The organism is Aurantimicrobium sp. INA4, from assembly GCF_027924525.1.
In the GTDB taxonomy this organism is placed as follows: Bacteria; Actinomycetota; Actinomycetes; order Actinomycetales; family Microbacteriaceae; genus Aurantimicrobium.
Genome location: NZ_AP027040.1, coordinates 494,726 through 512,041, shown reverse-complemented (window position 1 = coordinate 512,041; position 17,316 = coordinate 494,726). Strand labels below are relative to the sequence as shown.

The 17,316-nt window shown below is 54.2% G+C and carries 16 protein-coding genes; 4 read left to right on the top strand and 12 right to left on the bottom strand.

The genetic code is table 11. The annotated features are described in order from the left end of the window. The first annotated feature begins 12 nt into the window (after positions 1-12). A complete protein-coding gene (locus AINA4_RS02575; protein WP_281787388.1) occupies positions 13-873 on the top strand; it encodes an A/G-specific adenine glycosylase in 861 nt (286 codons plus the stop codon). Positions 874-882: 9 nt separating this feature from the next. Further along, a complete protein-coding gene (locus tag AINA4_RS02570; RefSeq protein WP_281787387.1) occupies positions 883-1,155 on the top strand; it encodes a 2TM domain-containing protein in 273 nt (90 codons plus the stop codon). Positions 1,156-1,204: 49 nt separating this feature from the next. Here AINA4_RS02570 and rbfA read toward each other — a convergent pair whose 3' ends face one another. From rbfA to dxr, 9 genes are all read right to left on the bottom strand, one after another. Then, positions 1,205-1,642: a 30S ribosome-binding factor RbfA gene (gene rbfA / locus AINA4_RS02565; protein WP_114128756.1), complete on the bottom strand. Its 438-nt coding sequence runs from the start codon at positions 1,640-1,642 to the stop codon at positions 1,205-1,207. 70 nt (positions 1,643-1,712) lie between these two features. Continuing rightward, positions 1,713-4,430, bottom strand: coding sequence for a translation initiation factor IF-2 (gene infB / locus AINA4_RS02560; protein WP_281787386.1), 2,718 nt, complete (start codon positions 4,428-4,430; stop codon positions 1,713-1,715). A 92-nt stretch (positions 4,431-4,522) separates the two neighbouring features. Further along, positions 4,523-4,765: a YlxR family protein gene (locus AINA4_RS02555; RefSeq protein ID WP_281787385.1), complete on the bottom strand. Its 243-nt coding sequence runs from the start codon at positions 4,763-4,765 to the stop codon at positions 4,523-4,525. 47 nt (positions 4,766-4,812) lie between these two features. Further along, entirely contained in the window at positions 4,813-5,868 is a 1,056-nt protein-coding gene (nusA, locus tag AINA4_RS02550; RefSeq protein WP_281787384.1) for a transcription termination factor NusA, read from the bottom strand. Positions 5,869-5,975: 107 nt separating this feature from the next. After that, positions 5,976-7,736 carry a proline--tRNA ligase gene (locus AINA4_RS02545; protein ID WP_281787383.1) on the bottom strand — a complete coding sequence of 587 codons (1,761 nt, stop codon included), beginning with the start codon at positions 7,734-7,736 and terminating at the stop codon, positions 5,976-5,978. 10 nt (positions 7,737-7,746) lie between these two features. Then, complete coding sequence (locus tag AINA4_RS02540; RefSeq protein ID WP_281787382.1) at positions 7,747-9,000, bottom strand: MFS transporter; 1,254 nt, start codon at positions 8,998-9,000, stop codon at positions 7,747-7,749. A gap of 119 nt (positions 9,001-9,119) precedes the next feature. Next, entirely contained in the window at positions 9,120-10,268 is a 1,149-nt protein-coding gene (ispG, locus tag AINA4_RS02535; protein ID WP_281787381.1) for a flavodoxin-dependent (E)-4-hydroxy-3-methylbut-2-enyl-diphosphate synthase, read from the bottom strand. A 32-nt stretch (positions 10,269-10,300) separates the two neighbouring features. Continuing rightward, positions 10,301-11,629 carry a M50 family metallopeptidase gene (locus tag AINA4_RS02530; protein WP_281787380.1) on the bottom strand — a complete coding sequence of 443 codons (1,329 nt, stop codon included), beginning with the start codon at positions 11,627-11,629 and terminating at the stop codon, positions 10,301-10,303. 46 nt (positions 11,630-11,675) lie between these two features. Next, on the bottom strand, positions 11,676-12,758 hold the full coding sequence (dxr, locus tag AINA4_RS02525; protein WP_281787379.1) for a 1-deoxy-D-xylulose-5-phosphate reductoisomerase: 1,083 nt from the start codon (positions 12,756-12,758) through the stop codon (positions 11,676-11,678). A 137-nt stretch (positions 12,759-12,895) separates the two neighbouring features. Here dxr and gabT point away from each other — a divergent pair, with 137 nt between their 5' ends. Both gabT and AINA4_RS02515 read left to right on the top strand, forming a co-directional pair. Further along, positions 12,896-14,239, top strand: a complete 1,344-nt coding sequence (gene gabT / locus AINA4_RS02520) for a 4-aminobutyrate--2-oxoglutarate transaminase (RefSeq protein ID WP_281787378.1) — start codon at positions 12,896-12,898, stop codon at positions 14,237-14,239. A gap of 73 nt (positions 14,240-14,312) precedes the next feature. Further along, on the top strand, positions 14,313-15,302 hold the full coding sequence (locus AINA4_RS02515) for an asparaginase (RefSeq protein WP_281787377.1): 990 nt from the start codon (positions 14,313-14,315) through the stop codon (positions 15,300-15,302). On the opposite strand, the gene AINA4_RS02510 is transcribed toward AINA4_RS02515, so the two are convergent. Genes AINA4_RS02510 through rph form a run of 3 tightly spaced genes read right to left on the bottom strand, consistent with a single transcriptional unit; the run spans position 15,299 to position 17,310 of the window. Then, positions 15,299-15,991, bottom strand: coding sequence for an SDR family NAD(P)-dependent oxidoreductase (locus AINA4_RS02510; protein WP_281787376.1), 693 nt, complete (start codon positions 15,989-15,991; stop codon positions 15,299-15,301). The genes AINA4_RS02515 and AINA4_RS02510 overlap by 4 nt on opposite strands. Continuing rightward, a complete protein-coding gene (rdgB, locus tag AINA4_RS02505) occupies positions 15,988-16,572 on the bottom strand; it encodes an RdgB/HAM1 family non-canonical purine NTP pyrophosphatase (protein WP_281787375.1) in 585 nt (194 codons plus the stop codon). The genes AINA4_RS02510 and rdgB overlap by 4 nt, the downstream gene beginning before the upstream one ends. 3 nt (positions 16,573-16,575) lie before the next feature. Continuing rightward, positions 16,576-17,310 carry a ribonuclease PH gene (gene rph / locus AINA4_RS02500; RefSeq protein WP_281787374.1) on the bottom strand — a complete coding sequence of 245 codons (735 nt, stop codon included), beginning with the start codon at positions 17,308-17,310 and terminating at the stop codon, positions 16,576-16,578. Between the last annotated feature and the right edge of the window lie 6 nt (positions 17,311-17,316).

Below are 17,316 nucleotides of genomic sequence, written 5' to 3'. Positions count from 1 at the left end.
ACGCTGGAGCGCGTGCAGCAAGAGATTATTGACTGGTTTGAGGCCGAGGGCAGAGATCTTCCCTGGCGCCAGCCCGGTTTCACCCCATGGGGTTCACTGGTCTCAGAATTTATGCTTCAGCAAACCCCTGTAGCTCGTGTCATTCCCAAGCTGGAGGAATTCCTCACACGTTGGCCAACCCCGGCAGCGCTCGCGGCATCACCGTCTGGTGATGCTGTGCGAGCATGGGCGAATCTCGGCTATCCCCGCAGGGCACTGTGGTTACACCAGTGTGCTGTCACGATTGTGGAGAAGTTCAACGGTGAAGTCCCCCGTAATGTTGAGGACTTACTCTCTCTCCCAGGCGTCGGACCCTACACCGCGCGAGCAGTAGCAGTCTTTGCTTTCGGTGCACACGAACCTGTGGTGGATACCAACATTCGCCGCGTTATTGCCCGTCACAATCAAGGAAACGCTGATCAAGGACCACCCTCAACCAAACGAGACCTTGAGGCAATGACAGCACTATTACCTTCGCCAGATAACTCTCCAGCTTTCAACGCGGGAATCATGGAGCTGGGCGCCCTTGTTTGCACAGCGCGAAATCCTCGCTGTGACGTGTGTCCGATAGCCCACACCTGTGCATGGAAAAAGGCGGGCTATCCCGAACATGAGGGACCAAAGAAATCCGTGCAGAAAAAGTATGAGGGTAGTGATCGCCAGGCTCGGGGTGCTGTGATGACGGTTCTGAGGAAAGCGCAACACACAGTCAGCTCAGAAGAGCTTCAGGAATGTTGGCCAGATCATGCACAGCTCGGACGGGCGATAACGGGACTATTGCAAGATGGTCTCATCGAGCTTGTCGCTGATGACAGTTACCAACTGCCGGCGTAGAGTGAAGTCATGAAAGATGAAGAACTTCGCGAAGTTGCTCGCAAACAACTGAAGAAAAAGGCCGATTTCAAGCAATACCTGTGGGTATGGCTCGCCGTTTCCATTCTCCTCACCGGAGTGTGGTTCCTCACCTCACCCGGAGAATATTTTTGGCCTATATGGGCCATCTTTGGCATGGGTATTGGGGCGCTGTTCACCGGCATTGACGCCTATTCCAAGAACCCGAAGATCATAACTGATTCACAGATTGATGCTGAAGTAGAGCGCCTGAAGAAAAAGTAGAAGACCAAAAACAATAAAGGCCCAGAGAAATCTGGGCCTTTATTCGTTTCTACGCTTCGTCAGCTTCACGAGGTTTGATGTAGGGATCCTTCTCGCCGGCGTACTGAGCTTTCTTTGCGAGGGCCTCAACTTCTTCATCTTGCGCATGTGCCTTAGCCAGCAAGTCATCGATGGACTTTGCTGTGTCAGGAAGTGCATCCAGAATGAATTCAATAGTTGGGGTAAGACGAACAGTCAGACCTCGGCCAACCTCGCCGCGGATGCGACCAGTGTTTGCCTTCAACGCTGCAGCAGTCTCTTCACGCTCTTCATCCGTGCCATAGACGGTGTAGAAGATGGAGGCGTGTTGCAGGTCGCCGGTCATGCGCACGTCGGTGATGGTGACAAAACCGAGACGCGTATCAGTAATGATGCCGCGCTCGAGTGCTTCAGCGACGATGACCTTAATCAGTTCGCCGAGTTTACGTGCTCTTGCGTGATCAACCATGATGTTCCCTTACCTGCGAGTAATGAGGGGCCGTGTTGAAAGTGTCTCAACCAGGCCCCTCTTCTCACATTTATACGCGGGGCTTTTCCTTGAGTTCGATGGTCTCGATCTCATCGCCGATTTGGATGTCGTTGTACTTACCCAGACCGATACCACACTCGAAGTCAGTCTTGACTTCGGTGGCATCGTCCTTGAAACGACGCAGAGACTCGATGGCCAGGCCATCGGCGATAACGATACCCTCGCGGATAACGCGTGCCTTCGAGTTACGTGTAATTGTTCCGCTGCGCACAATACATCCAGCAATGTTGCCGAACTTGCTCGAGCGGAAGATTTCGCGGATCTCTGCAACACCGGACTGAACTTCTTCAAACTCTGGCTTGAGCATGCCCTTGAGGGAGTTCTCAATATCTTCCAGTGCCGAGTAGATGACCGAGTAGAAGCGGATGTCAACACCTTCACGCAAAGCACGCTCGCGTGCCTTGGTGTCAGGTCGAACGTTGAAGCCGATGATGACTGCGTTGTCGACTGTAGCCAGGTTGACATCGCTCTCGGTAACAGCACCAACACCGCGGTGGATGATGCGTAGTTGTACGCTCTCATCAACCTCAATCTTGAGTAGAGACTCTTCCAGAGCTTCAACAGCACCGGAAACGTCACCCTTGATAATGAGGTTGAGAGATTCAACCTTGCCATCCTCAAGAGCCTTGGTGAAGTCTTCAAGCGAGATGCGCTTACGAGCCTTAGCCAGCTGAGCATTACGTTCAGCAGCCTCACGCTTTTCAGCAATCTGACGAGCAGTACGGTCATCTTCGGTAACCAGGAAGGTGTCGCCAGCACGAGGCACTGAAGACAGCCCCTGCACCTGGACAGGACGTGATGGGGTTGCAGCTTCAACTGCAGTACCGTTCTCATCCACCATGGCACGAACGCGACCGTAGGCAGTACCTGCCACGATGGCGTCACCCACGCGAAGTGTTCCTGACTCGATGAGCACGGTAGCAACAGCACCGCGTCCCTTGTCCAGACGTGCTTCAATGGCGATACCGCGAGCATCCTTGTTGGGGTTAGCGCGCAGATCCAGACCTGCATCTGCGGTCAGCAGAACAGCATCCAGAAGTTCAGTAATACCCAAACCAGAGAGTGCAGAAACGTCAACGAACATGACGTCTCCACCGTATTCTTCGGCTACGAGGTTGTACTCAGTGAGCTGCTGGCGAACCTTTGCAGGGTTCGCATCAGGCTTGTCCACCTTGTTGACAGCAACCACGATAGGCACATTGGCTGCCTGGGCGTGGTTCAATGCCTCAATGGTCTGAGGCATGATGCCGTCATCTGCAGCAACAACCAGGATTGCGATGTCAGTTACCTGCGCACCACGAGCACGCATAGCGGTAAACGCCTCGTGACCAGGGGTGTCAATGAAGGTAATCAGACGGTCAACACCATCATGGTTTGCGTGAACCTGGTAGGCACCGATGTGCTGAGTAATTCCACCGGCTTCGCCAGCGATGACGTTGGTCTTACGGATGGCATCGAGCAAACGAGTCTTACCGTGGTCAACGTGACCCATCACCGTCACAACAGGGGGACGCACCTCGAGATCTTCATCGTTTTCGTCAGCAAGTTCTTGCTCAAGATCGATGTTAAACGCGTCGAGCAGTTCCTTGTCTTCTTCTTCAGGGGAAACAATCTGGATTTTGAAGCCCAGTTCTTCACCGAGAATTTCGAAAGTTGCTTCGTCAATTGATTCAGTTGCTGTTGCCATCTCACCGAGGTGGAAGAGAACAGTTACCAGGTTTGCTGGGGTTGCATTGATCTTGTCAGCAAAGTCAGCAAGTGATGCACCGCGGCGCAAACGAATAACAGTGTTGCCATCACCACGAGGAACACTTACGCCACCAAGCGAAGGTGCCTCGCGGAGTTCAAACTCTGCTCTTTTCGTTCTCTTCGACTTACGTGCTTTGGACTTTCCGCCGCCACGACCGAACGCACCAGCGGTTCCACCGCCGGGGCCACGGCCACGACCGCCACCGCCACCACCACCTGCAGGTGGGCGGTTAGGGCCGAAACCAGGGCGTGCTGGTGCACCAGCACCACCCGGAGCTCCACCAGGAGCACCTTGACGGAATCCGCCGCCGCCAGCTGGGCGCTGGAATCCAGCACCGGCACCTGCGCCTCCACGACCTGGACCACCGGGGCGACCTACGCCACCGGCTCCACCGGGACGTGGCATGCCACCTGGGCGAGGAGCCATCGGGCGAGGAATACTTCCGGGGGAAGGCGAACCTGCGGGGCGGGTTCCCATGCCCTGTGCGGAAGCGAAGGGGTTGTTTCCTGGACGTGGTGCGCCGGCAGGGCGTGTACCCATGCCCTGTGCAGAAGCAAAGGGGTTATTTCCGGGGCGTGTGCCACCGGCAGCCTTTGGTGCAGGTGCATCAGCAGCTGGAGTTTGAGGAGCTTCTGGTGCAGGTGCGGGCTTTTCTTCCGCCTTGGGTGCAGCCGGACCAGGTGTGGGCGCAGCAGGTGCCGCTGGAGCTTCAGCAGCAGGCGCAGCTTTAGCAGGCGCCTTTGATGCGCTCTTCGCAGCAGGTGCAGCTTCGCCAGCAGGAACTGGCTTCATGCCCTCTGCCTCTAAGGCATTACGTAGCTTGCGCGCTACGGGAGGCTCAATTGTTGACGATGGTCCCTTAACGAACTCACCGAGATCTTTCAGCTTGGCTAGAGCAAGCTTGCTGTCGATGCCGTATTCGGCAGCAACTTCGTGTACGCGTGGTTTGGCAGCCACAATTCTCCTGTCTTAGGGCCTGAGCCCTGTAAAACAGGACCAGACCATTACTTACGGACGGTACTCATTTCGAGCCGCTCATTAGTTTTCCATTAGCCGTTCAGCCTTTGTGTGATGGTGTCAGTGTTAGTAATTTCTGCGCGAAGTGCACGGCCAAAAGCCCGGCGCTTCACTGCATCATTGCAACACTCTGGTGTGGGGTGTAGCCACGCACCGCGACCTGGTGCTGAGCCAGATAAATCAGGTTCAACACGGCCATCAACTTCGATAACCCGCAACAAAGCGGACTTCTCAGATCGTTGACGGCAGCCGATGCACGTCCTTACAGGTTCCATGATACCCCAGTACTGCCTGGGCGGGGTGTCCCGCCGTGCGGTACTGCCTAGTCTTCGTCCATAACGGAGTCAGGCTGGATGTCGATCTTGGCTCCAGTGAGCTTCGCTGCCAGGCGAGCGTTCTGACCTTCCTTACCAATAGCTAGCGAGAGCTGGTAGTCAGGAACGAGGGCACGAACTGCCTTAGAAGCCGCATCCAAGATGAATGCGCTGGACACCTTTGCAGGTGACAGAGCATTCGTCACGAAGGTGGGCAAATCTGCTGAGTAATCAACGATGTCAATCTTTTCATCGTTGAGTTCTTCCGTCACCGCGCGGACACGACGACCCAGTTCACCAATGCAGGCGCCCTTAGCGTTGATTGCTGGATCGGTTGCCTTGACCGCAATCTTGGTGCGGTGGCCTGCTTCACGAGCGAGCGCAACAATTTCAACTAGTCCGCTTTGAATCTCTGGAACTTCCATGGTGAACAGCTTGCGCACGAGCTGAGGGTGCGTGCGGGAGACAGTTACCTGTGGGCCTTTAGCACCGCGGTTGACTGCAGTGACGTAGACACGAATACGGTTTCCGTGTGTGTAATCCTCACCAGGAACCTGCTCTTCAGGTGGCATCACAGCTTCAACCGTGCCCAAATCGATGAATACCATCTTGGGGTTTTGTCCCTGCTGAATCACGCCCGAAACAATGTCGCCTTCACGACCCTTGAATTCACCAATGACTGCATCATCAGCTAAGTCACGTAGCCGCTGGTTAATGACCTGCTTTGCCGCAAAGGCTGCGATACGGCCAAAGTCATCTGGAGTTGCCACGGCTTCACCGATAACTACACCCTCTTCGTCCTTTTCTGGAACGTAAATGGTGACAATACCGGTCTTGCGGTCTAGTTCAACGCGTGCTTCAGGAAGCTCGACAGGAACTCGCGCGGGGCGAGGTGCATCGTCGTCATCCTTAGCAGGCTTCACAGGTGCAACACGAGGCTCCGACTGAATAACGTGCTTCTGATATGCGGTGAGGATGGCTGCTTCGATAATTTCGACCAACTCATCGAAGGGAATACCCTTCTCTGATTCCATGAGCTTGAGAACTCTGAGATCGATGTCCACGGTGGGCCTCCTCTATTCGTACCTGTAAGCGTGCGCCTCCCGGCGCCGAACTACAAGGTTACCTGACGAATGTGTGAGAAAAAACCGTAAGGCCCCTAGTCACAGCTTTAGAGGTGAGAAAGTACGTCTCCGACTGGGACGCTGGTGCGCTCGTTGGTGCGACGATCCCAGAGCTCAACCACGCCGTCTGATAATCCCTTACCCACAATCACAATCTTGGGCACACCGATCAGTTCAGCATCACCAAACTTCACTCCGGGTGAAACCTTAGGTCTGTCGTCATAGAGAACCTCGTAGCGCGCTCCTTCAAGCTCAGCAACCAGCTTCTCTGCGGCTTCGAATACCTCATCATCTTTACCAGTGGCGATGACGTGAATGTCGAATGGTGAGACGTTTTCTGGCCAGATCAAGCCCTTGTCGTCGTTGTTGGTCTCGGCAATCACGGCAAGGATACGTGTGACGCCAATTCCATAAGACCCCATGGTGACGGTAACGAGCTTGCCGTTTTCATCAAGCACCTTCAGGCCAAGTGCTTCGGCATACTTGCGTCCCAGCTGGAATACGTGACCGATTTCCATACCGCGTGCAATCTCAACAGGTCCTGAACCGTCAGGAGCTGGATCACCATCGCGAACATCCGAGGCTTCCACAACACCATCTGCGATGAAATCGCGACCAGCGACAACATTGAGCACGTGCTTTTGATCAACATTGGCGCCGGTAACCCACGCGGTTCCATCAACAACACGAGGGTCAACGAAGTAGCGAATCTTGCTGCTTCCCTTTTCTCCCAGAACGGGACCATGTTCTGACCAGGGGCCGATGTATCCCTTAACCAGAGCCTTGTTCTTGGCGAAATCTTCTTCCGTTGCTGCTTCAACTGCCGCAGGTGAGAAAGCCACTTCAACGCGGGCAAGCTCTACTTCGCGGTCTCCTGGCAAACCAATAGAGATCAGTTCACGCCTGCCATCAAGGTGGGTTAGTGCCAGCACGACGTTCTTGAGGGTATCTGCCGCGTTCCAGCTGCGACCATCTTCACGAGGCTCGTGCTCATTGAGGTGATCAACCAACGAGTCGATCGTAGGCGTGTTTGGTGAATCAAATACCCGAGCAGCAGGCTGGCCCTCGATGGGGAGTGATGCAGGGACGACAGTTGTAAACGCCTCAATATTGGCGGCGTATCCACCCGCGCTGCGCACAAAGGAGTCCTCACCAACCTCAGTGGGGTGAAGGAATTCTTCCGAACGTGAACCACCCATGGCCCCTGCGTCCGCCTTCACAATGACGTAGTCCAGGCCAAGACGGGTAAAGATGCGCTCATACGCATCACGTTGAGCTTGGTAGCTTTGCGCCAGTCCTTCATCAGAGATATCGAAGGAGTAGGCGTCTTTCATGGTGAATTCGCGTCCACGCAGCAGACCTGCACGTGGACGTGCCTCATCACGGTACTTGTCCTGAATTTGGTACAGGCACACTGGCAAGTCTTTGTAAGAGTTGTATAAGTCCTTCACCAGGAGGGTAAAGACTTCTTCGTGCGTAGGAGCAAGTAGATAGTCAGCTTCTTTACGGTCCTTGAGACGGAAGATTCCATCACCATATTCGGTCCAGCGACCGGTGATCTCATAAGGCTCTTTAGGCAGCAGCGCAGGGAAGTGAACTTCCTGTGCTCCAGCTGCCGTCATCTCTTCACGGATGATCTTCTCAATGTTGGCCTTCACGCGAAGTCCCAGCGGCAACCATGCAAAAACACCAGGAGCTTGTCGGCGAATGTATCCAGCACGGAGTAAAAGCTTGTGGCTAGTTACTTCAGCTTCAGAAGGGTCTTCGCGCAGAGTACGCAGGAACAGGTGAGATAGACGTGTAGGCACGCTTTCAATCTTAAGCGGTGCGCACGCTCTTGTTGCGCCAGCCCAACAGGAGGACCGAAACAGCGACCAGCCCAACTAGGCACATCACCCACACGTTTAGCAGACCATATCCAACAGCAGCAAGGACAAGACCAGCAAGTGCTCCTCCGCCAGCACCAGCAAAACTCATCACCGAGTCAGAGAAACCTTGAACTGTCGTTCGATTTTCTGCCGCAACAGATTCAGTCAATAACGCGCTGGCGGAAACAGTTGAGGCAGACCAGCCCAGACCTAACAGCACCAGCGCAATAGTGACAGCACCGACAGAATCTGGCGCGGAAAAGTTCACAACCAATGAAGAGAAAAGAATTACTTGGCCAATCAAGATGGTTGTGGTGCGACCTATACGGTCGGCAAGCCATCCGAATACCGGTGAAAACGCATACATTCCAGCGGTATGCAGACTGATTACCAACCCAATCATCGGAAGGACCACATCGTGCAAAGCCAAGTGAACCGGGGTCATGGCCATCACAGCAACCATCGTGGCGTGGCTCATTGCGAGGGTAAACACGGCAACTGCACCGGCGGGAGTCTCTGCCAAGATTTTCACGGCAACGCCAAAACCTCTGCGTGCCGCAGGAGCGGGAACGCCCTCGTCAATAGCGCGTTGTTTAGCAAGAAGCAGCGGGTCTGGACGTAGAGCAGTTAGGAAAAGAACAGCCGAACATAGTTGCGCAAAGGCTGCGATGGCGAATGCACCGGTAAACAATGGCAATCCCAGGGAGTCCCCTAAAGCATCTCCGGGGCCAACCAGGTTAGGCCCGGCAACAATGCCAATTGTTGTAGCCCACACCACCAGGGAGAGATCACGAGCTCGGGTTTCGGCCCTTGCTAAATCTGCAGCCGCGAAGCGAGTCTGCAGATTTACAGCTCCACCGGCTCCAAGGGTCAACATGCTCACCAACAACAGAGGTAAGTTCGACATACCGGCAGCGACAATCACCATCACGGCTCCGACCAGACCAATGGCTCCACCTGTAGCCAGCGCATAACGTCGGCCCACGCGACCAGCTAAACGAGCCAGAGGAATAGCAAATAGAGCAGTGCCGAGTGTGGACATGGTGGCTGAAAGGCCAGCATAAGCAGGAGAGCCACCAACTTCCGCGGTGAGCAATGAGCCTAAGGAAAAGGCTGCACCCATTCCTAGCCCACCGAGTATTTGGCCGGCGGCCAATACACGCAACGAGCGGCGTTGAATTGCTCGATAGTCGGTGATGCTCACCACTTCAAGCTATACCCCCGGGGGTTACTTCATACGCCTGAATATGACAACACCAACGGCCATCAGGACAAGAAACACGAAGGCTGCAACAAGAAAAGGACCTGACATGTTCTTATTCCTTAGGGAGTAATGACTTCGACAGAACCGATTTCTCCCGCAGGCATTTCTGCAGCAAGGCGGTTGGCTTCTTCAATCAGCGTGGAAACAATTTCACTCTCAGGAACAGTTTTCACAACTTCACCCTTGACGAAAATCTGTCCTTTACCGTTACCAGATGCAACACCAAGGTCAGCGTCACGCGCTTCACCTGGTCCGTTGACAACACAGCCCATAACTGCCACACGCAGTGGAACTGTCATGCCCTCCAGACCAGCAGTGACGTCATTGGCGAGCTTGTACACGTCAACCTGTGCACGTCCACAACTGGGGCACGAAACAATCTCGAGTTTGCGCTCACGCAGATTCAGGGACTGCAAAATCTGCAGACCAACCTTGACCTCTTCGGCAGGTGGGGCAGAAAGGGAAACACGGATGGTGTCACCGATTCCCTCACCCAGGAGAATTCCGAAGGCGGTGGCGGACTTGATGGTTCCCTGGAAGGCAGGGCCAGCCTCGGTAACACCTAGGTGCAGTGGCCAATCCCCGCGTTCAGCGAGCTGGCGATACGCCTTCACCATCACAACGGGGTCGTTGTGCTTGACGGAGATTTTGAAGTCATGGAAGTCATGTTCTTCAAAGAGGCTTGCCTCCCACACAGCGCTTTCAACAAGAGCTTCTGGGGTGGCTTTGCCATATTTCTCGAGCAGACGGGGGTCAAGAGAGCCCGCGTTGACGCCAATACGAATGCTCACGCCGGCTTCTTTGGCACGGCGTGCAATTTCACCCACCTGGTCATCGAATTTACGAATGTTTCCAGGGTTCACACGAACTGCTGCGCAGCCTGCGTCGATTGCTGCGTAAACATAGTTGGGCTGGAAATGAATATCCGCGATAACAGGAATCTGGCTCTTCTTGGCGATGATAGGCAGGGCCTCAGCATCGTCACGACTGGGCACAGCCACGCGAACTATGTCACAGCCGGATGCAGTCAGCTCTGCAATCTGCTGCAAAGTGGCATTGATGTTCGTGGTGGGGGTAGTGCACATCGACTGCACGCTAATGGGTGCATCTCCACCGACCAGGACTTTTCCAACTTTGATCTGACGGGTTTTACGACGTGGCGAAAGAACTTCAGGAGTCTTCGGCATTCCAAGATTTACAGCAGGCACGGCTTTAGCTTACGCGTGAAGTGGAAAGTTCATTAGCCAAAAATGCTCACCGGCTTGAAGATATCTGCATAAAGCAGGAGTGCACTCATAGATGCCAGCAAGATAACGACCAGCAATGTCAAGGGCATGAGCTTTGCTGTATCGAAGGGTCCAGGATCTGGACGCTTGCGTATCTGAGCAATCTTGCGACGTGCTGCTTCATACAAAGCACCAGCAATGTGGCCGCCATCAAGAGGGAGCAGCGGAACCATATTGAAGACAAACAAGGCAATATTCAACGACGCCAAAATACCGATCAGCGTGGCACCCTTCGCAGTGTCATCTACCATGTTGGTGCTCGCAACTTCTCCAGCCACACGGCCAACACCCACGATGCCGATGGGGCCATTGATGTCCCGTTCTTCAGGACCGAAAGCGGCGTTTGCTACATCAACCATGCGCTGCGGCAGGTGCAAAATCATATTGGTGACACCGGCAATATTTTCACCCATCATGGGGAACACTTCAGTAATTGATCCAGGTGTCATGGCGTAGTCAGGAGAAATACCAACAAAGCCGACTTCTTCAACAACTGGTTGCCCACTGGAATCCAGCACAGGGTTTCCTAGGTCATCAACTTTGGTGCGCTCAGCTAGAACGGGAACAACGCTGAGGGAAACTTCTTGGCCGTCTCGGTCGACAACTACGGTGAGGGTTTCGCCGGCAGAAGAGCGAATTACCTCAGTTCCTTCATTCCAGTTGGTCACCTTTTGACCATTGATGGAAAGAATCGTGTCGCCTGCTTGAAGACCAGCTGTTACACCCGGAGCCTCCACTGTTGAGTCGGAGCATTCGGCGGGATCACCCTCAGCTGTAACGCACTGCGTGATGGTGGCAACTTGAGTAGTGGGGGCTGGTTGCCCGTATCCAACCACCAAGATCGCAAACAACACGAATGCGAGCACCAGGTTCATAAAAGGGCCACCCACCATGATGATGATGCGTTTCCAGACGGGAAGGTTGTAGAAAGCTCGAGACTTATCCAGATCAACCATGGATTCATCACTGGCTTGACGTGCGTCCTGAACGAGCTTTCCAAACAGTCGACGCACACGATTCTTTGAATCTACGGGTTCATCTCCGGGAGGATACATACCTGCCATCGAGATGTAACCGCCCAAAGGAATGGCCTTGAGGCCGTATTCAGTTTCGCCAACTTTGCGAGAAAACAGGGTGGGACCGAAGCCAATCATGTACTGGCCTACCCTCACGCCAAAGAGTTTGGCAGGCAGAAGGTGCCCGATTTCATGCAGACCGATGGAGACCGCCAGTCCAACTGCAAAGATGACGACGCCGAGGAAGTAAAGCCAGAAAGTATCCATTAGAAAAAGATTAACCCGACCGTCTGACAATCAACCGAGAACAACCTCAGGAACCAATGACTTCATCAGCACGCTGACGAGCCCAGCGCTCTGCTTCAAGGACTGCTTCACGTGTCAGTGCCCCGGATGCGGGAGTGTGTTCATCAACGACGCGCTGAATCGTCGTGAGGATATCCAAGTAGCCAATTTTGCCTGCGTGGAAAGCCATGACTGCTTGCTCATTAGCGGCATTGAAAACTGCCGGGAAAGTTGACCCAGCAGTTCCAACCTGTTTTGCTAACCAGACCGCGGGGAATGCTTCTTCATCTAACGGTTCAAAAGTCCAGGATTGTGCTTTTGTCCAGTCCAAAGGTTCGCCAACACCAGCAACACGGTGTGGCCAGTCCAACCCCAAGGAAATAGGCAGACGCATATCAGGCGGAGATGCTTGAGCGATGGTTGAACCGTCCACAAACTCCACCATGGAGTGCACGATCGACTGTGGGTGAACCGTGACATCTATTCGATCGAAAGGAATGTCAAACAGCAGATGGGCTTCGATAACCTCAAGACCTTTATTCACCAACGTTGACGAATTCGTCGTCACAACAAGACCCATATCCCACGTGGGGTGAGCAAGGGCTTCCTGGGGCGTGACCGAAACTAAGGATTCACGGCTACGTCCCCTGAAAGGGCCACCGGAAGCGGTCAAGACTAGGCGTCGAACTTCGGCGTGCGTTCCGGAGACGAGTGCCTGGGCGATTGCGGAATGCTCTGAGTCAACTGGAACTATCTGGCCTGGCTTGGCGAGGTCGGTAACGAGAGTGCCACCGACAATGAGGCTTTCTTTGTTGGCCAGCGCAAGCGTTTTCCCTGTTTCTAGCGCCGCGAGAGTAGGACCTAGACCTACAGATCCGGTAATACCGTTGAGGACGACATCAGCATCAAGACTGCGAACAAGTTGTTCAGCTTCTTCGTGGCCGATGGCAATGTTACTGACACCGAACTCGGTGGCTTGGTGGTGAAGAACTTCGCGATTTGACCCAACGGAAAGTCCGACAACTTCGAAACGGTCACGGTTGGCACGAATCACGTCCAACGCCTGAGTTCCGATAGAACCTGAGGAGCCAAGAATGAGGACGCGACGCATAATCTCCATCTTTCCACCACTTTCGTAGTAGCAATATTGTTCGGGTACGAACTATCCTTGAAATCTGAGAGAAAAACTGGACTTTTTTCTTCCACACCCACCATTTACCTCAGTGCCGAGGAAGTTAGGATTGCACTATGACGAACACTTCTGCCCCCGCCGCGACCGTTGTTACACAGGAACGCAAGGTTGTCACTGCAATCCCTGGACCCAAGTCACAAGAAATGATGAAGCGACGTAACGCTGTTGTTTCTGCAGGTGTGGGTGCCGCACTTCCCGTGTTCATTGAGAACGCACACGGCTCCATCGTGGTTGATGTGGACGGTAACCAGTTCATCGACTTTGCAGCAGGTATAGGCGTGACCACCGTGGGACATAGCAACGATGGTGTGGTTGCGGCAGTTGCCGAACAGGCCGGTCACTACACCCACCTGTGCTTCACCGTGACCCCCTACGAAGGTTATGTTGCAGTAGCTGAGCAGCTCATCAAGCACACTCCCGGTAACCACGACAAGCGCGTCATGCTTGCCAACTCTGGTGCCGAGGCAGTAGAAAACGCCGTCAAGTTTGCCCGCAAGTTCACAGGCAAGAACGGTGTGGGCGTTATCGACCACGCCTACCACGGTCGTACCAACCTGACCATGGGTATGAACTTCAAGAACGCCCCTTACGGAACCGGATTTGGTCCACTTGGAAACTCTGTATTCCGAGCTCCCAGTTCCTACCCTTTCCACGACGGGCTTAGCGGAGCTGAAGCCGCCAAGCGCACCCTCTCCTATTTCGAAAAGATTGTCGGCGCTGAGGATCTCGCTTGTATCTTCATGGAACCTATTCAAGGTGAAGGTGGGTTCGTTGTTCCAGCCGATGGCTATCTTGCAGCTATCCAGGAATGGTGCACCGCGAACAATGTTGTCTTCGTAGCTGATGAAGTTCAGAGCGGTATTGCTCGAACCGGTGACTACTTCGCCACCACAAATATGGGCGTCATTCCCGACATGATGACCGTTGCCAAGGGCATTGCTGGCGGAATGCCACTGTCTGCTGTCGTTGGCCGCGCAGACATCATGGATTCTGTTCACGTGGGCGGTATGGGTGGAACCTATGGTGGTAACCCTGTGGCATGTGCAGCAGCACTATCTGTATTCGAACAGCTCGAAGACGGAAAACTCTTTGCTGAAGCCAAGCGCATTGAAAAGACTCTGGGTGGTGGCCTGCGTCAGCTGCAGGAAAAGTACCCCGTGATTGGTGATGTCCGTGGACGCGGCGCAATGCTCGCTATCGAGCTTGTCCAGCCAGGCACGAAGGACCCCAACCCTGATGCAGTCAAGAAAGTTATTGCCTATGGCGCCCAGAACGGTCTGCTTTTGCTCAGTGCAGGAAGCTACTACAACGTGCTGCGCTTCCTTCCCGCTGTGACCACCAGTGATGCACTTCTCGAAGATGCACTGAGCGTCCTCGATGAAGCACTGGCGTCGCTTTAAATAACAAGTAGATTGTGAGGGGTCACCAGATACTGGTGACCCCTTCCTTTATTGGACAGCACTAGGAATACTCATGGCAGAAACTGGCAGCGTCGCCACATCCGAAGAATTAGCCGTTCTCGTTCGTAACGACTTCATTGAATCTCGTCACGCAGGAAGCGTGGTTGTGGTCAATCCACAGGGCGATGTCATCTTCAGTAAAGGCGACCCCTCTGCGCTTGTGTTCCCTCGCTCTGCCATGAAGTTGTTCCAGGCAATGGGTATCTTCTCGACCGGGATTAATCTCTCTCCCGAGCACACCGCTCTAGCCACTTCTAGCCACACTGGTTCGGCAGCACATGTGGAGATGGTGCGTGAAGTATTGAGCCTGGGCGGTTTCACTGAAGCTGATCTGCGTTGTGCCACAGAATGGCCAGTCAACAAAGAGATGCTTAAGCAGGTTTACAAAGCTGATGGATCGGCTCTTCCGATTTATCACTGCTGTTCAGGTAAGCACGCGGCGATGTTGCTGGCGTGCCAGGCCGAAGGCTGGCCTACTGACAACTACACCGATCCAAGCCACCCTCTTCAACTCCGCATTCTGGAAGCGGTGGAATACCTCACGGGTGAGACTGTTCCAGCCACCGCCGTTGACGGTTGTGGTGCTCCCGTCCACGCCATGCCCTTGGTTGCCCTTGCTCGTGGTGTGGCCAGGATGCGTTCGGCGAATGAAACCGCTCCAATGAACATCGCTTCCTCTGCACAGAAACTGTTCTCTTCAATGATCGAGCACCCGTGGGTTGTCGGAGACCACGGTGAGCCTGACACACTCATCATGGAAGAACTCGGCTTTGCCGCGAAGTCAGGTTACGAAGGTGTGTTCCTTGTTTCCACACCAGATGGAACAACAGTGGCGACGAAGATTCTTGATGGAAACCTGCGCACAGCACCTATTGTTGCCCTACAGGCTCTGATGCGTGCGGGTGCTCTCGAACAAAGCGCTCTTGATGCACTCACCCCACGCTTGCACACCGAGGTTTATGGCGGCGGCAAAGTTGTGGGACAGCTGAAAACAACCTTTTAGCTGAAAGCGTCCGCGGGGACATCCTTTTCATCTGCTGTAATCGCGGTGACAATACGAGTTGCAACAGCATCTGGTGAGAGTCCCTCTGGCATTGTCGGTGCAACACCGGCGATTGCTCGGGTGGCAAGACCTGTCTCGGTGTGAGGCGGACGCGTGTCAACAATGCGAATACCTTCACGACGTAATTCTCGCTGTGCTGCGCTGACAAAGGCCTTTAATCCTGCTTTGCTGGCACCATATGCGGCCATACCGGCCGTAGGCATATCTGCAATCACTCCAGAGATGGTGACAATGAAAGGATCGCTCCCAGCTGCCTTGGCAGAAACTAAGGCGGGGATAGCTGCTCGAATAAGCTCAATTGCGCTGGTCTCATTCACAGCAACCAGGGTGCTCAGTGTTCCCACCTCGAGTTCGGAAACAGGTCCAAACGCTACCAAGCCGTGAGCAATCACAATTCCATCCAGCTGGCCTGCAGAGGTGACTGTATTCACCAGGGATTCCGCTGCCCCGGGCAGCGCCAGATCAAGCGTGAAGAGCTCGCTCGAGATACCAAGTTCCTGGAGCTTTGCGCCGTTACGTCCCGTGAGAACAACCTGAGCACCAGCTCCAGAAAGTTGACGCGCAATACGGGAGCCGAGCGCACCGGTTCCACCGGTGACGAGAATACGCTTACCTGCTAGATCAGTCATGAGCTCAGTCTGTCAGCCAAGGCCCGTAAAGCGCGAGAACGATGGCTTAATTGATTCTTCTCATCGGGATCCAAAATTGCTGCAGTGACTTCGTATCCTTCAGGGATAAAAATGGGGTCATAACCAAAACCGTTTACTCCGTGAACCTCACGGGCAATTCTCCCTGGCCACTTCCCCTCGACCACATATTCCTCATTGGTCACAGGGTTCACCACAGCAATGGTGCATTGGAAGTGCGCACTGCGGTCTTCATCTCTGACATCACTGAGTTGATCCAGTAGGAGTTGAACATTCGCAGCATTGTCTTTGGCAGATCCTGCCCAGCGGGCAGAAAAGATTCCTGGGGCACCGCCTAAAACATCGACACAGATACCGGAGTCATCCGAGAGGGACGGTAGTCCTGTGTGAGCGGCCGCTGCACGCGCTTTAATAAGCGCGTTCTCGGCAAAGCTCACACCATCTTCGATGGGCTCAGGCCCGTCATAGCCAATCACCGTAATGCCGGGAACAAGTGAGCCCAGGATGGCATTGAATTCCTCAATCTTGTGCAGATTGTGGGTAGCCAACACGAAGGTGTTCATGAGCTAGGCAAGTGCTTGTCGCTGGAAGTTGGTGAGGTCTTGTGCCCCAGCAACGGCGAGATCCAGCAACGAGTTCAGCTCGTTGCGGTCGAAAGGAGCGCCCTCAGCAGTTCCTTGAACTTCAACAAAGAGTCCGCGACCGGTGACAACGACATTCATGTCGGTCTCCGCGCGGACATCCTCAACATAGGCAAGATCTAGCATGGGCACACCGTCAATAATTCCGACCGATACGGCCGAAACACTGTCGATCAGTGGTTCTGCAGAGGCTGGAATGAGTTTTTGTGATTTACCCCACGCAATAGCCTCGGCGAGCGCAACATAGGCGCCGGTGATTGCAGCGGTTCGGGTTCCCCCATCAGCTTGGAGAACATCACAGTCGATCACGATGGTGTTTTCACCGAGTGCTTTGGTGTTGACCACTGCGCGCAGTGAGCGGCCGATGAGGCGAGAGATTTCGTGGGTGCGCCCACCAATCTTGCCTTTGACTGCTTCACGATCCATGCGTGAGTTGGTTGAGCGTGGAATCATCGCATATTCGGCTGTCACCCAGCCTTTACCGGATCCTGTCATCCAGCGGGGAACACCACTGGTGAATGAGGCGGTGCACAGAACCTTGGTTTTTCCAAAGGAAATCAGTGCTGAGCCTTCTGCTTGTTCACTCCAGCCACGCTCGATGGTGATCTCACGAAGTTGGTCGACGGCACGGCCGTCAGCACGGGTGATGTTCTCAGACATAGATTC